Source organism: Olsenella uli DSM 7084, from assembly GCF_000143845.1.
GTDB lineage: Bacteria > Actinomycetota > Coriobacteriia > Coriobacteriales > Atopobiaceae > Olsenella > Olsenella uli.
The window spans coordinates 440,927-455,313 of record NC_014363.1; the positions used below are offsets into that span (position 1 = coordinate 440,927).

Here is a 14,387-nt window from a genome sequence, read left to right on the forward strand (position 1 = left end):
CGGCGTAGGTGGGATAGCGTCTCCCTGCGCCGTTCTACCGCTTCTCAGCCAGTCGAAAGGAGACTCGCATGCTCTACAACGATCCCAAGACTTTCCGCGAGGACATGCTCAGGGGTTATGTCGCTGCGTATCCTGACTATGTCGTCGAGGTCCCCGGTGGTGTCGCCCGTGCGACCAAGATGCCCGAAGGCAAGATCGCCGTCATCAACGGTGGTGGTTCCGGCCATTATCCCGCGTTCTGCGGCATCGTGGGCGATGGCTTCATGGACGGGACCGTGGTGGGCAACGTGTTCACCTCTCCTTCCACCGAGGACGTCCTGGGGGTCGCTCGCTCCGTCGACAACGGTAGGGGCATCTTCATCGTCGGCGGTAACTATGCGGGCGACAAGATGAACTTCAACATGGCCCGCGACCGCCTTGTTGGGGAGGGCGTCGATTGCCGCTCCTTCTACATCACCGATGACGTCGCGGCCGCCAAGGCCGAAGAGAAGGAGAAGCGTCGCGGCAACGTGGGCACCTTCATGGTCTTCAAGGCCGCCGGTGCCGCTGCGGCAGCCGGCGTCTCGTTCGACGACCTCGTCCGCATCACCGAGAAGGCCAACGAGCGCACGCGCACCATGTCCATGGGCTTCCGTGGCTGCACGCTGCCTGGCGAGGCGGCACCGCTGTTCCACGTTCCCGAGGGCAAGATGGAGATCGGCCAGGGCATCCACGGGGAGCCTGGCGTAGGCGAGGATGACCTGAGGCCTGCCGCCGAGGTTGCCCGGATCCTGGTCGACCGCGTCCTGGCCGAGGCGCCTGCCGACGACTCGAAGCGCATCGCCGTCATCCTGGATGGCCTGGGCTCCACCAAGTACGAGGAGCTCTTCGTGGTCTGGGGTACCGTGCGCGGGCTCCTCGAGGACAGGGGCTACACGCTGGTCGAGCCGCTGGTGGGCGAGTACGTGACGTCCCTCGACATGGAAGGTATCGCCCTTGCCGTCGAGTTTCTGGACGATGAGCTCGAGACCTTTTGGAGCGCTCCCTGTGACACCGCCTCGTTCCGCAAGGGCGCAAGCTCCATGGCCGCTGGCGAGCGCAAGGTCTATGCCGAGTCTGTCGAGGCTGCCGAGACCTTCGAGGAGGGCTCCGAGGCCTCGAACGCCGCAGCGGACGGCATCGTCGACGCGTTCGCGCGCATGCAGGCCGCCATTGTCGATGCCGAGGACGACCTTGCCAGGATCGATGGCGTCGCCGGTGACGGCGACCACGGCCGTGGCATGGTGAAGGGCTCCACCTTCGCCGCCGACGCCGCCAAGGCCGCGCGCGAAAGGGGCGCTGCCGCAGGCTCCGTGCTCAAGGAGGCTGGCAGGGCCTGGGCAGCCAAGGCCGGTGGCACCTCTGGCGTCCTGTGGGGCTCTGCCCTCGAGGCTGCCGGCGAGGTCGTGGGTGACCAGGCCGAGTCCTACGACGCAAGTCTGGCCGCAAAGGCCGTCAAGGCCGCCTACGAGAGGATGCTCTCCCTAGGTGGTGCCCATCGTGGCGACAAGACCATGCTCGATGTGTTGATTCCGTTTGGCGAGGAGCTTGAGGCGCAGGCCGCCGAGGGCAGGTCCCTCAGGGACGCCTGGTCTGTGGCCGCCGAGGTTGCGCAGAAATCGGCTGAGGAGACCGCGAACCTGGTCCCGAAGGTCGGCCGCGCCCGTCCCGCAGCCGAGCGGAGCCTGGGCACGCCCGACGCAGGCGCCGTCTCCATGGCCCTCTGCATAAGGGCCGCCTTGGGCCCAGGCCGTCCTGCCTGACAATGCGCGCGCGACGAGGATCGCGTGCACGCGTTTCGAAATCGTGTGCACGCCGGGCCCGGCCGATCGGATCTGTGTGCACGCCGGGCCCGTTCGATCGGGTCTGTGCGCACGCCGGGCCCGGCCGACGGCGGGCCGAGGGGGGCGTTGGACCCGGATGGCATCACACGATAGGCTATGATTCACATACGGCTGTTGTCTAAGCCAGGGCGGCTTCTCCTTCTTGGTACTGCGCCTAGGGTATGTCTGGTGGCTGAGAGACGCGGGGGTGGTTGAGTGCAAAGCAACAGCACGACACCGCTGCATGTCCAGGCCTGTAATTATATCCGTGAAAAAATATATAACCACGAGTGGGAAGTGGGAAAGAAGATCCCTACTGAATTCGAATTGTGCGAGCAGTTGGGAATGAGCAGGGGGTCCATCAAGAAAGGCATCAAGACGCTCGTTGATGAGGGACTTCTCGTTCAATATCGTGGACGGGGGACGTTCGTTACGGAATCCAACCGCTTTTCGCATCCATCGGGGAGCACCCTGCTGTCCTTCGCCGAGTCGCTCAGAGCGCAGGGCATAGAGTTCACCACGGAGGTTCTTGGTAAGGAGCTTATTCCAGCGGATGACTTCCTGAGCAAGAAACTGGGTATTGCCATCGGCGAGCCGGTTTTCTATATGCGGCGAGTGCGCCTTGTTGAAGACGAGCCGGTAATGTATATCGAGAATCGCATCAATCGGACAGTCTGTCCGGGGATCGAAGAGATTGATTTTGAGACCGAGCCGTTGTTTCAGAGCCTAGAGAGATGCTCCAAGCACCGACTGGGCTTTTCGCGCGTGAAGTATGCCGCCAAGGTCGCAGGAGAGGAACGCGGCAGGGTCTTGAAGGTAAGCGAAGATGCGCCAATCCTGCATCTCGAGCAACATATATTCTATGATGACGATACGCCCACGGAGTGGGGAAACGTCTGGCTAAAGGCCAACAGGTATGTCGTGGGTACGGTGTTGCTAAGGACGTAGCCTGGGCTACCGTTTGAATCTTGACGTCGTGAGCGGTATGAATCTCCCTGCGAGTGGCACGGGAGGTTTTTTCACTGCGTGCAAAAGACCGTGTTTGTATAGACGGCCAGATACAAATCTGCTTGGCGCAAACAGGCATACAGTTATTTTAATAAGGTATTTATAGAGTTGGCAGGCCTGTGACGTGGGTCAGATCCTATCTAGAGGCCCTGCTTTGTACACAGATTACAAACTTGTCTGCATCTGTGCGCATTTGTATAAATACGCAGTAATCAGAGAACGACAGGACGACGTCAGGGCTTTTGTCGTGTATCCCAGCAGGTTCAAGAGAAGGAATCGGCCATGCCTCTCATCAATATGGGTGACCTTATCAAGATTGCAAAGAAGAACGACATCATGCTTCCGGCGTACAACACCACAGACGTCGAGATGACCCTTGGCATCATGGATGCGTTCGACAGAGCGGGAATGCCCGGCATCATCCAGATTGCCCCGACAAACGTGAAGGTTACCGGATATGACTTCATTGCCGAGACAACACGCATGGCAGCCGAGAACTACGTCACTCCGTTTGCGCTCCACCTTGATCACGGCAAGGCGTTGGAGGATGTAAGACAGGCAGTCCTTGCGGGGTTCACGTCCGTGATGATTGACGGGGCGGCACTTCCCTTCGAGGAGAACATCCGGCTCTCTCGCGAGGCCGTCGATTTTGCCCATTGCTATGGCGTGTCGGTTGAGGCAGAGCTTGGTGCGATTAGGGGTAAAGAGGACGATCACGTCTCTGAGGCGGACAGTCACACCGATCCGTCCCAGGTGGCAGAGTTCTGCGAGCGGACGGGCTGCGACACGCTTGCCGTGTCTATCGGCAATGTCCATGGCCTTGAAGAGAGGCCCAAGATCGACCTGAGCCACCTTGCGAAGATTGCCGAGGTCGCGCCTGTGCCTCTTGTGCTGCATGGGGGCTCGGGCATTCCCGATGAGACGATTCGTGCGATGAGGCGGTACGGGATGATCAAGGTTAACATTGCCAGCGATCTGAGGCGGGCGTTCATTCGCGCGATTGCATTGCGATACGAAACAAATCACAACGAGGCAAATCTCGCCTCCGTCCTTCTCGATGCGCGCCATGCCGTTACAGAAGTGGCATATCAAAAGACGATGGCAATGAACGCGTCCGAGATGCCTGTCGTCTAGTCTCCGATGCGTGAGCAGTCCTCTGGTCTGCTGAATGTTGGACTGGGTGGGGAGAAGGGAAGGATTGGTCATGACGAAGAAGAGGGTTCTGTTTGTGTGTGCGACTGGCATCGCAACGTCCACAGTGGTTGAGGAAAAGGTCATCGAGTACTGCAAGGACCAAGGCATCGAGTTCGACTATGACCAGCGAAATGTTGCGAGCGTCCCGAACATCGCCGATGACTTCGATTTGATTGTCGCCACTACGAACATTCCGTACAAGCTCGACGTCCCCGTCATGAGCGGCCTTCCCATCCTCACGGGGTGGGGGTCGCAGGAGGTCCTCGACCAGATCGCGGACGCGCTGAGGTGAGATGCGCTGAGGTGATAACGGAGCTCGCTTGGCTAGAAGAGAAGGGAACGAACGCAGATGGATGGGCTGACACAGACGCTGTACGACATAGTGCAGTACATTTTGGGCTTTGGCGCGACGGTCATGCTTCCGCTGGTCATCTTTGTCCTGGCCCTTGTTTTCCGCATCAAGCCTGCCAAGGCATTCAGGTCGGCACTGGTCGTCGGGATCGGTTTCGTTGGCGTCTTCGCAATTTTCAGTCTGATGGGCGAGCAGATCGGTCCGGCCGCGCAGGCAATCGTGGAGCGAACTGGGCTGAGCCTTCCGGCAGTAGACCTTGGATGGGCACCGCTTTCGGCAATCACGTGGGGGTCACCTATCGCGCCCTTTGCCATCGTCCTGACGTTGCTTATCAATCTTGTCATGCTGGCGGTAAAGTGGACGAAGACCATTGACATTGATATCTGGAATTACTGGCACTTTGCCTTTGCCGGTTGCCTTGTCTATGTCGCTACGGGCAATTTTGCGCTCGGCCTCCTCGGGTCTGCGATCGCTGCGGTCATCATTATCAAGATTGCCGACTGGTGTGCGCCGCTTGTCCAGAAATATTGCAACCTTCCTGGCATCTCCCTGCCGACTCTGTCCAGTGCCGTGTTCTTTCCTATTGGACTGCTGGGAAACTGGATCCTCGACAAGGTCCCCGGCATCAACAAGCTGCATGCCGACCCAGAGACGATCCAGAAGCGCTTCGGTATTTTTGGTGAGCCGATGATGGTTGGCTTCATGCTCGGCATGCTCCTTGGGTTGCTCGCCGGCTATGACTTCAAGGGTGTTCTTGCGCTCGCCATTAATCTTGGTGCGGTCATGTACATCCTCCCGCGCATGGTCCGCATACTCATGGATGGCCTTATCCCTATCTCGGATGGCGTGAAGGACTTCATGGCGAGGCGTTTCCCTGACCGCGCGGACTTCTATATCGGTCTGGACATTGCCGTGGCCATTGGCAACCCCGCGATCATATCGACGGGCCTCCTCCTGACCCCCATCGCCATCCTCCTTGCCTTCCTCGTTCCCGGTAATCAGACGCTTCCGGTCGCTGACCTGTCGAACATGGCCGTCTTCTGCTCAATGATTGTCGTTGCGTGCAATCAGAACATAGTGCGTGCAGTCATCATTGCCATTCCCTGCCTGATCGGCGATCTTCTCGTATGCTCTGCCGCCGCGCCTCTCATCACCCAGCTGGCCACAAGCGTCGGATATGACACCTCTGCGAGTGGTAGCCTCGTCACAGCCTTCCTTGATGGTGGCAACCCGTTTAGATACCTCATCTACCAGGTCTTCTCTGGAAACATCGTTGCGGCCGTCGTGGCGGTCATCGTCGCCGTGCTCGTAGCCTTCACCTGGAGGGTGACTCACAGGCAGGCGTATATGGAGGGCTAGCCCAATCTGGTCCTGCCGGGCGCCGCATATGATGCGACGCCCGATTTTTATGAGTCATCAGTTCTGAAAACGAGGTGAGACGGCCATGCCCTATGCGATTGGTATCGATGTCGGCACCACCAATAGCAAGGTCGTTTTATGTGATCTCTCGTCATGCGTGGTCATGGATACCGAGAAGTTCGAGAGCCCTCGCACCGTCGAGGGCGAGCACGTTGATTACGACATCAATGTGCTGATGGAGAGGATCGTGGGGTCACTGCGCCATTGCACGAAACGATTGGGTGCCAGCTCCCGCGATGTCAGATTCGTATCGATAGCAAGTGTCGGCGAATCTGGGGTCCTCGTTCACAGAGACGGGAGCTTCGACGGCCGTTCGATATTTTGGTATGACCGTCGTGGAGAGACATACTCCAACGCAGTATGCCGCGAAGGCTATGCACGCCGCATGTATGGGATAACTGGCCTGCCGGTACATCCCAACTCAGCTCTGTTCAAGATCCTCTGGCTTCGCGACAACGGCGCGGACATCGGCGATGCCGTCTGGCTTCCCTTGGCGGACTTTGTAGCCTGGTACCTGTGTGGAGAGCAGGGCCAGGATCAGACACTGGCCTCGAGAACTGCGGTGCTGGACATGAAGAGTGCGACTGTATCCGACGAGATACTCGATAGGTTCTCGCTACCCCATACCTTTTTCCCTGCAGTGAAAAGGAGTGGCGTGTCTCGGGGTACCGTTCTTGCGGATATATCCAAGGTGACCGGACTCCCAACGGCATGTGAGGTATGCGTTGCTGGTCACGACCATATGGTTGGGTCGATGGCATGTGGCGTGATGAGCGAAGGCAGTATCTTGAACTCGACGGGTACCTCTGAGGGGATCCTCTCCCTAGGTAAGGAACCGAAGCTTGGTGACGAGGCGTTTGATCGCAACCTGAGTAACGGGAGGTACGTCCTCGACGGGGCTTACTCGTTTTACACTTCGGTCCCGGCTGCCGGCTTCTCCTTTCAATGGGGGCTTTCTGTTCTTGGCATGAATCCTGACGATTTTTTTGGTCGAGGCCAATTTGATTTGTACGACAGGTATGTTAAATGCCGACCTGTCGACAACCGGCCTATCGATAGCGACGTGCTCTTTGTCCCTCACCTGAGAGGCAGTGGCCCCCCACATAGGAATCCAAAGTCCCGTGGCGTTTTTTATGGGCTGAGCGAGACGACGAAGAGAGATGATCTGGTCTACTCGCTGCATCTTGGCGTCTGCATGGAGTTCAACCGACTTTTCCGGTGCATGTCGGACGAGAGCATAAGGGCTGCATCGAACATCAAGGTTATCGGGCCTGCGGTAAAGAATCCGCTGTGGATGCAGATGAAGGCGGATGTGCTAGGGGTTCCTGTCATCGGTTGTGATGTGCAGGAGGCGGTTGCCTTGGGTGCGGTTCTCGTGGCCGCTCGCCAGCGTGGGCTTTCCTGCGAGCTTTCGTTCGACAGCTCCCTGTATGAACCTGACTCCCATCGTCATGAGCGACTTCAGGATGTGTATGAGAATCGCTACGTCCCACTGTGTGATTCCATACGGGCATTTGAGGACCGACTGTAACGTCTGCGCACGAACATGCCGTCTGCTGGTGATTGGAAGGGACTCCCGCCCTCCGGGACCCTGGTCGTGATCGGTGCGGCGCGCGACGTCTTGGGGGTTGCCCTACAGATGCATGCTTTTGCAAACGCATGTTTTGTTGCGCGTGCACGCGTTTTGAAATCGTGTGCACGCAGGCGAGAAAAGCCCAGTTCGGAGACGGGCCCGTGCACGCGTTTCGAAATCGTGTGCACGCCGGGCCCGTTCGATCGGGTCTGTGCGCACGCCGGGCCCAGCCGACGACGGGCCGAGGGGAGCGTTGGGCCATCCGGCCCACCTCGGACCATCCGGCCTACCTCGCATTGACCTCCACGGGAGTCGAGTACTCGATGGCGGGGGTTCCGTTGTCGACATCGATGACGGTGTAGCCGCAGTTGGCCTGCTTGACGCTCCAGAAGTCCTTGAGAGGTATGTCAAACAGACATCCCATGATGGCGCAGTTGACCCCGCCGTGTCCCGCCACCAGGATGCCGTCGTGTCGTTCCGCCTCCGGCAGGAGCACCTCGTCTATGAAGCTGCGTGCGCGGGCGTAGACGTCCTCGAAGGTCTCCCCGCCAATGGGCGCGCGGTAGCGTTCGGGGCGGCACTCGTAGTTATATGCCTGTGAGGTGAGCCGAAACCAGGGTGTCCGGCGATAGCTGGTGCTTTCGAGGAGGCCGTAGCCATGCTCGATCAGGCGCTCGTCCTTGATTATGGGTATGTTGCGGTCTTCGAGGGCGAGCTGTGCCGTCTTGAGCGAACGTCCCAGGGGACTGGCGTAGCAGACGTCAAGTGGAAATGGAGAGATCTGCCTTGCAAGGCCCCTTGCCTGTCGGACTCCCACGTCGTTGAGGGGAATGTTGACCTGACCCTGCATCATCTTCCTGGCGTTCCAGTAGGTGAGCCCATGGCGAATGAGTATGACCTTGCATCCCATAAGTCCTCCGTGGCGACGTTTCCCGTCCCAATTCTACTCATCATCGCACTTGCGATTGCGTGTCTGGGGCACAAGGTCAAGTATGAGGCCGACACTCGTGGAGCAGCGGAAGGCCCGCCATCATCCAGATGCTGGCGCGATGCGCGTATCGCGCCAGCCATCCAACGCGCCCCATGCGATCCTCGTTACGGGCCTAGTACAGAGGGAGGCTGCCTGTGATGGGGTCGATCTTGCTGGCGGGCAGCGGCTCGAAGGCGAGGCAGGTGTAGGTGGTCTCCCCGTGGAACTCCGTGAGGCCTGCGTCACGTACGAGCGCGACGGCAAATCCCTGCTCACGGCCCTGGTGGGCCACGTCGAGCAGGGCGTCCTCGCCATCCACGTAGACGCAGACCTTGGCGACGCCCGCGTCAAACCAATCCGAGAGGGGCGTGGGCTCCGTCCCTTCGTCGTCCAGGTAGACCCAGGACTGGTCGTCGGTGACGCGGACCTGGCCCAACCGCCCCTCCCGTGCCAGTGCCATGAGGGTTGCCTCGACGCAGGCGTGCCCGGACTGCGCGGCAATCTTGCCCTTGCGCATTTTGAGGTCGCGTCGCATCACGATCATCTGCTTCGACTTGTAGGAAGAGACTGTCATCAAAGGCTCCTACCACCGGGGCATCTTGCCGCCTTGCCGTCGCTGCCGTGGTCTAACCCTCGACCTCGAGGAGCTCGATCTCGAAGTTGAGGGCCTTCCCGGCCATCTCGTGGTTCATGTCAAGGTAGAGTGCCTCGGGCGTCACGCGACGGACGGTGGCGGGGATGGGGGCGCCCTGCGGTGACCTAAGGAAGAGCTTCTCACCCACGGAGATGCCACGCATGTGTTCGGGCACCTGCGTCATGGGGAACTCCCGGACCAGCTCGTCGTGGTGCTCTCCGTAGGCCTCTGCGGGCTCGAGGTGCACGGTGAGCGTCTGTCCTACCTCCATACCGCGGACCGCCTGGTCAAAGCCGGGAATCATCTGGCCGGCCATGCAGGTGAACGCCAGCGGCTCGCCTCGGTCGCGGCTGCTGTCGAATTTGGTGCCGTCGTCCAAGGTGCCAACGTAGTGGACCTTGACCCTCTTGCCTTCGTTGCTCACGGGTGTGACTCCTGTCATGTAGTCGTGGGGTGGTTCCGTCGTGCCGTCGGCCGCTGTCATACCGCCGGCCGTCTCCCTGCCAACGGTCGTGCCATCGGCTGCCGTGCGAGACTGACTGTACCCAAAACCTGCGGAGCCGTCCATGACAGCACCATCTGTCCGTCATATGATGGAAGACCATCGGTATGGCATGTGGTGGCGCGAAGGAGGCGGCGTGGCGGACAAGAGCAGCTTCGTGGGCGTCTTCGACTCGGGCGTGGGCGGCATCAGCGTGCTACGCCACCTGGTGGATGAGCTGCCGCATGAGGACTTCTGCTACTTTGGTGACTCGGCCAACAACCCCTATGGCGGCAAGACGCCCGACGAGATCCTCTCCCTCTCGCGCGGCATCGTGGACGACATGGCGGCTCGTGGCGCCAAGGCGGTGGTGATCGCCTGCAACACCGCGACGAGCGTCGCTGCCGCGCGGCTGCGCCTCGAGTATCCCGACCTGCCGATCGTCGGCGTGGAGCCAGCCATCAGGCCAGCCACCCGGGCGCCCAGGCACGAACGCATCCTGGTCATGGCGACGCAGGTCACGCTTGCGCTCGACAAGTACCACAGGCTGGCCGAGGAGTGCGGCTCCAGCTCGCAGATCCTGGGCGAGCCCTGTGTGGGCCTGGCCCACCGCATCGAGCAGGGCAACCTCGATGCCCCCGATCTGCACGGACTCATCGAGACCCTTGTGGGCCGCTATCGGGGCACCGTCGACTCCGTGGTGCTGGGCTGCACGCATTACCCCTTCGTCCGCGCGCAGATTCGCGACGTCGTGGGCGACGTGCCCCTCTTCGATGGCGGCACCGGTGCGGCGAGAAGGCTCCGCTCGCTTCTCGCCGAGCGCGACCTTCTCGCCGAAGGCGATGCCCCGGGCAGCGTCGCCTTTGCCTCCAGCCTCAGGGGCCCGGGCCAGCTTGACCTCTACGAACGCTTCTTCAGGCTCGAGGTCTAAGCGCCCCTCCAGGTTCGGGACCTAGGCAGGTCCAGGTGCCCCCTCGAGGGGTGCCCCCTCGAGTTGTGCCCCTTAGACGGTGTCCCTCGGACGCGAGGCCCAGGCGGGCCTAGGCGCGCTCCTTGCCCCAGAAGAACGTGGCAACCGTGCCGGGACCGGTGTGGCAGCCGATGGTGGCACCGATGTCGAAGTGCTGCACCGGGCCATCCATCTGGGGAAACTCCCCCTCGATCATGCGGGCGACGTCCTGCGCGTCTCCCAGGCAGGCGGAGTTGCTGATGAACACCTTGCCACCGTAGCCATCGCCGCCCTGGGCCAGCTCGCGCATGAGCTCCAGGACGCGTCGTTCGGCCCTGCGCTTGGTACGGACCTTCTCGCGTACGGCCAACGAGCCATCGGGCTCCACGTCCATGACCGGACAGATCTTGAGCATGTTGCCGAAGAAGCCCGCGGTCTTCGAGATGCGACCGCCACGGATGAAGAAGGTCAAGTCAGACGAGAAGAACCAGTGCTGCACCTCTCGCCTGTGAGCCTCCGCCCAGGCGGCCAGCCCGTCGAGGTCCATGCCAGCGCGCCTGAGCTCGGACAGCTTGTCCATGAGCAGGCCGTAGCCGGACGAGGCGGCCAGGGAGTCCACCACCACGACGCGACGGTCGGGGAACTCGGAGGCGATCTCGTCTCGTGCGGTGCAAGCCGAGTTGTAGGTGCCCGAGATGCCCGAGGACAGGGTGACGTGGAGCACGTCCTGGCCGGAGGCGAGCATCGGGCGCCAGAATGCCATGTAGTCTCCCACGGACACCTGTGAGGTCTTGGTCTGCGCCCCTGCCTCCATGCGTGCGAACAGGTCGGTGGGGGAGTGGGTCAGACCGAAGTCATCCTTGCACTGTTCGCCATCAAGCTCGTAGTTGAAGAATACGTAGCGGATGTCACGCTCCTTGAGGAAGTCCTCGGTCACGTCTGCCGTCGAGCAGCAACAGAGAGTGTAGTTGGGCATCGGGGGTCTCCAAATCGTAGTGGGCGCGTCTGAGCAAATTGTAGCCGGAGTGGTGGGACATAGCGGTAGAAGAATACATCCTTATGCGAGAGGTTGTGGGTAGGCAAGCCTGCTTTACCATATGCATCGGTAGGTTCCTGGCAGTAGGATGCACCCTTCTACATTCCACATGGGCTGCCTCGGTCCCGGGGAACGTGCCTTCGGACGCATGGACTCTCCCGGGCCGCTGATGGTTCGGCAGAGGGCAGCCCAAGAGCGCATAAGTCGTTCGCTCCTTTGACGCGCTGAGGGATAATGGGAGTGCTCGCAGGGGCCTAGCCCCAAGGGCTTGCCAGCAAATCACGGGATAGAGGGGGAAGACGATGGGATTCTTCGACAGGTTCAAGCGTCCTGCCAAGCCGGAGGCTCTGGGAGTCACGCCATCCGAGGGGGTGGTCCTTGCGCCGGTCAGCGGCGAGGAGATTCGTCTCGAGGACTCGTCCGACCCGGTGTTCAGCTGTCTCGCGCTGGGAAAGGGCTGCGCCATCAAACCGGGCGCGTCTGTCGTGTACGCCCCGGTGTCCGGCACCCTCACTGCTGCGGGCGCCCCGAACTTCCATGCCATCGGCATCACGTCGGACGACGGCGTGGAGGTTCTCATCCATGTGGGTGTGGACACGGTGGAGATGCACGGCGAGGGCTTCGAGGTGTTTGTCGAGAAAGACGCACACGTGCGCGCCGGCGAGCCCCTGCTGCGCTTCTCGGCCGAGAAGATCCGTGCCGCCGGCCACGATGACGCGGTGCTCATGGCCATCACCAACACGGACGACTATTCCTCCGTCGAGCCCGCGGAGCTCGGGGAGGTCTCCGCAGGCTCTCCCGCACTCATCGTGAGAAGGTAGGCGCCTCGCCTCCATCGCCTGTTGGGAGGGCGGGCCGCCGTCGTGCGCGGGCGCCGTCGCGCATGGTTGCTACCGTGCGCGACGGCCTGCCCTTTGTGTCGAGCTCCCATCGGCTGCCTCGCCTGCCGCCCCCAACGAAAGGCCCGCCGTCCCACTGGGGCGGCGGGCCAGCTGTCTCTGATGGGCAGAATGGATGGTGCCTCGCTAGGCGATGGCCTCCTCGACGGCCACGGCGCAGGCCACGGTGCAGCCGACCATGGGGTTGTTGCCCATGCCGATGAGGCCCATCATGTCCACGTGCGCGGGGACGGAGGATGAGCCGGCGAACTGGGCGCTTGAGTGCATGCGGCCCATGGTGTCGGTCATGCCGTAGGAGGCGGGACCGGCGCCCATGTTGTCCGGGTGCAGGGTGCGGCCGGTACCGCCGCCGGACGCGACCGAGAAGTACTTCTTGCCCGCCAGCGTGCGCTCCTTGAAGTAGGTGCCCGCGACGGGGTGCTGGAAGCGCGTGGGGTTGGTGGAGTTGCCGGTGATGGAGATGTCCACGTTCTCGTGCCACATGATGGCGACGCCCTCACGGACGTCATCGGCTCCGTAGCAGTTGACGGCGGCGCGGGGGCCATCGGAGTAGGGGATGGTCTCGACGACGGTGAGCTCGCCGGTGTAGTAGTCGAACTTGGTCTTGACGTAGGTGAAGCCGTTGATGCGGGCGATGATCTGGGCGGCGTCCTTGCCCAGGCCGTTGAGGATGACGCGCAGCGGCTTCTTGCGGGCCTTGTTGGCGTTGTTGGCTATGCCGATGGCGCCCTCGGCGGCCGCGAAGGACTCGTGGCCGGCCAGGAAGGCAAAGCACTCGGTGTCCTCGCCCAGGAGCATGGCGCCCAGGTTGCCGTGGCCCAGGCCGACCTTGCGGTCCTCGGCGACGGAGCCGGGGACGCAGAAGGCCTGCAGGCCCTCGCCGATGGCCGCCGCTGCCTCGGAGGCGTTGGTGACCTCGCCCCTCTCGGCCTTCCTCAGGGCGATGGCGCAGCCGAGCGTGTAGGCCCAGGCGGCGTTCTCGAACGCGATGGACTGGACGCCCTTGGTGATGTCATAGGGGTTGAAGCCCCTGTCGGTGCAGAGCTTGAGGGCTTCCTCGAGATCGGCGATGCCGTACTCAGCAAGCGCCTTGTTGATCTTGTCGATGCGACGCTCGTAGCCTTCGAACGTAACTGCCATGTAAGCTCAGCTCCCTTCTCTACTCTTCGCGGGGATCGATGACCTTGGCGGGGTTGTCCCACTGGCCGTAGCGCCCCATGGCGTCGTCGACGGCCTGCTTGGGGTCGGTGCCGGCCTTGAGGGCATCGGTGAACTTGCCGAGGTTGAGGAACTCGAAGCCGATGATCTCGTCCTTGTCGTTGAGGGCGAGGTGCGTGACGTAGCCCTGAGCGAGCTCAAGGTAGCGCGCACCCTTCTCCTTGGTCCCGTAGGTGGTGCCGACCATGGAGCGCAGGCCCTTGCCCAGGTCGTCGAGGCCGGCGCCCACCGGCAGGCCGTCCTCGGAGAAGGCGGTCTGGGTACGTCCGTAGACGATCTGCAGGAAGAGCTCGCGCATGGCGACGTTTATGGCATCGCAGACGAGGTCGGTGTTGAGGGCCTCGAGGATGGTCTTGCCGGGCAGGATCTCGGCGGCCATGGCGGCGGAGTGGGTCATGCCCGAGCAGCCGATGGTCTCGATGAGGGCCTCCTCGATGACCCCCTCCTTGACGTTCAGGCTGAGCTTGCAGGCACCCTGCTGGGGAGCGCACCAGCCTACGCCGTGCGTGTAACCGGAGATGTCAGAGATCTCCTTCGCCTGTACCCATTTGCCCTCCTCGGGGATGGGCGCAGGGCCGTGGTATGCGCCCTTGGCAACGGGGCACATCTTCTCCACTTCTGCGGAATACTGCATGATTCTCCTCTCCACCACATAGAGCGCCTAGGTCCCTTTCCTGGGCGCCTTTGTCTGGCGACGCCGGCCCTAGGGCCGACCAGTCCTAGTTTATACTTACTTGTCATGAGACTTCCCGAGAACATCCCTGCCAGGGCCTTTGAGCTGGCCATTATGTTTACCGTGGTTATCTGGGGCGC

Annotated in this window: 14 protein-coding genes; 8 read left to right on the top strand and 6 right to left on the bottom strand. The window is 61.6% G+C overall.

Translation table 11 applies throughout. The features are described from left to right. The first annotated feature begins 68 nt into the window (after window positions 1–68). The 6 genes from OLSU_RS01995 (at window position 69) to OLSU_RS02020 (ending at window position 7,345) form a co-directional block, all read left to right on the top strand. Entirely contained in the window at window positions 69–1,781 is a 1,713-nt protein-coding gene (locus OLSU_RS01995) for a dihydroxyacetone kinase family protein (RefSeq protein WP_013251278.1), read from the top strand. A 276-nt stretch (window positions 1,782–2,057) separates the two neighbouring features. After that, on the top strand, window positions 2,058–2,789 hold the full coding sequence (locus tag OLSU_RS02000) for a GntR family transcriptional regulator (protein WP_013251279.1): 732 nt from the start codon (window positions 2,058–2,060) through the stop codon (window positions 2,787–2,789). 342 nt (window positions 2,790–3,131) lie between these two features. Next, window positions 3,132–3,983 carry a class II aldolase gene (locus tag OLSU_RS02005; RefSeq protein ID WP_013251280.1) on the top strand — a complete coding sequence of 284 codons (852 nt, stop codon included), beginning with the start codon at window positions 3,132–3,134 and terminating at the stop codon, window positions 3,981–3,983. 70 nt (window positions 3,984–4,053) lie between these two features. Beyond that, window positions 4,054–4,335 carry a PTS sugar transporter subunit IIB gene (locus OLSU_RS02010; protein ID WP_013251281.1) on the top strand — a complete coding sequence of 94 codons (282 nt, stop codon included), beginning with the start codon at window positions 4,054–4,056 and terminating at the stop codon, window positions 4,333–4,335. A 57-nt stretch (window positions 4,336–4,392) separates the two neighbouring features. Then, window positions 4,393–5,754 (top strand): PTS galactitol transporter subunit IIC, encoded by a 1,362-nt coding sequence (locus OLSU_RS02015; RefSeq protein WP_013251282.1) that lies wholly within the window; start codon window positions 4,393–4,395, stop codon window positions 5,752–5,754. A gap of 85 nt (window positions 5,755–5,839) precedes the next feature. Beyond that, window positions 5,840–7,345: an FGGY-family carbohydrate kinase gene (locus tag OLSU_RS02020; RefSeq protein WP_013251283.1), complete on the top strand. Its 1,506-nt coding sequence runs from the start codon at window positions 5,840–5,842 to the stop codon at window positions 7,343–7,345. 328 nt (window positions 7,346–7,673) lie between these two features. On the opposite strand, the gene OLSU_RS02025 is transcribed toward OLSU_RS02020, so the two are convergent. From OLSU_RS02025 to OLSU_RS02035, 3 genes are all read right to left on the bottom strand, one after another. Then, window positions 7,674–8,297 (bottom strand): histidine phosphatase family protein, encoded by a 624-nt coding sequence (locus tag OLSU_RS02025; RefSeq protein ID WP_013251284.1) that lies wholly within the window; start codon window positions 8,295–8,297, stop codon window positions 7,674–7,676. A gap of 193 nt (window positions 8,298–8,490) precedes the next feature. After that, window positions 8,491–8,931 (bottom strand): aminoacyl-tRNA hydrolase, encoded by a 441-nt coding sequence (gene pth2 / locus OLSU_RS02030; protein ID WP_013251285.1) that lies wholly within the window; start codon window positions 8,929–8,931, stop codon window positions 8,491–8,493. Between the two features lie 52 nt (window positions 8,932–8,983). Continuing rightward, entirely contained in the window at window positions 8,984–9,415 is a 432-nt protein-coding gene (locus OLSU_RS02035; protein ID WP_013251286.1) for an FKBP-type peptidyl-prolyl cis-trans isomerase, read from the bottom strand. Between the two features lie 214 nt (window positions 9,416–9,629). Here OLSU_RS02035 and murI point away from each other — a divergent pair, with 214 nt between their 5' ends. Next, entirely contained in the window at window positions 9,630–10,403 is a 774-nt protein-coding gene (gene murI, locus OLSU_RS02040) for a glutamate racemase (RefSeq protein WP_013251287.1), read from the top strand. A 109-nt stretch (window positions 10,404–10,512) separates the two neighbouring features. On the opposite strand, the gene OLSU_RS02045 is transcribed toward murI, so the two are convergent. After that, the gene (locus OLSU_RS02045; protein WP_013251288.1) at window positions 10,513–11,397 is read right to left on the bottom strand and encodes a DegV family protein; all 885 of its coding nucleotides are present in this window, start codon (window positions 11,395–11,397) and stop codon (window positions 10,513–10,515) included. A gap of 362 nt (window positions 11,398–11,759) precedes the next feature. On the opposite strand from OLSU_RS02045, the gene OLSU_RS02050 reads away from it, so the two are divergent. Further along, window positions 11,760–12,278: a PTS sugar transporter subunit IIA gene (locus tag OLSU_RS02050; RefSeq protein ID WP_013251289.1), complete on the top strand. Its 519-nt coding sequence runs from the start codon at window positions 11,760–11,762 to the stop codon at window positions 12,276–12,278. Between the two features lie 204 nt (window positions 12,279–12,482). Here the strand turns inward: OLSU_RS02050 and OLSU_RS02055 are convergent, their stop codons facing one another. Next, complete coding sequence (locus tag OLSU_RS02055) at window positions 12,483–13,496, bottom strand: GGGtGRT protein (protein ID WP_013251290.1); 1,014 nt, start codon at window positions 13,494–13,496, stop codon at window positions 12,483–12,485. Between the two features lie 19 nt (window positions 13,497–13,515). Continuing rightward, window positions 13,516–14,208 carry an iron-sulfur cluster assembly scaffold protein gene (locus tag OLSU_RS02060; protein ID WP_013251291.1) on the bottom strand — a complete coding sequence of 231 codons (693 nt, stop codon included), beginning with the start codon at window positions 14,206–14,208 and terminating at the stop codon, window positions 13,516–13,518. Window positions 14,209–14,387: the final 179 nt, after the last annotated feature.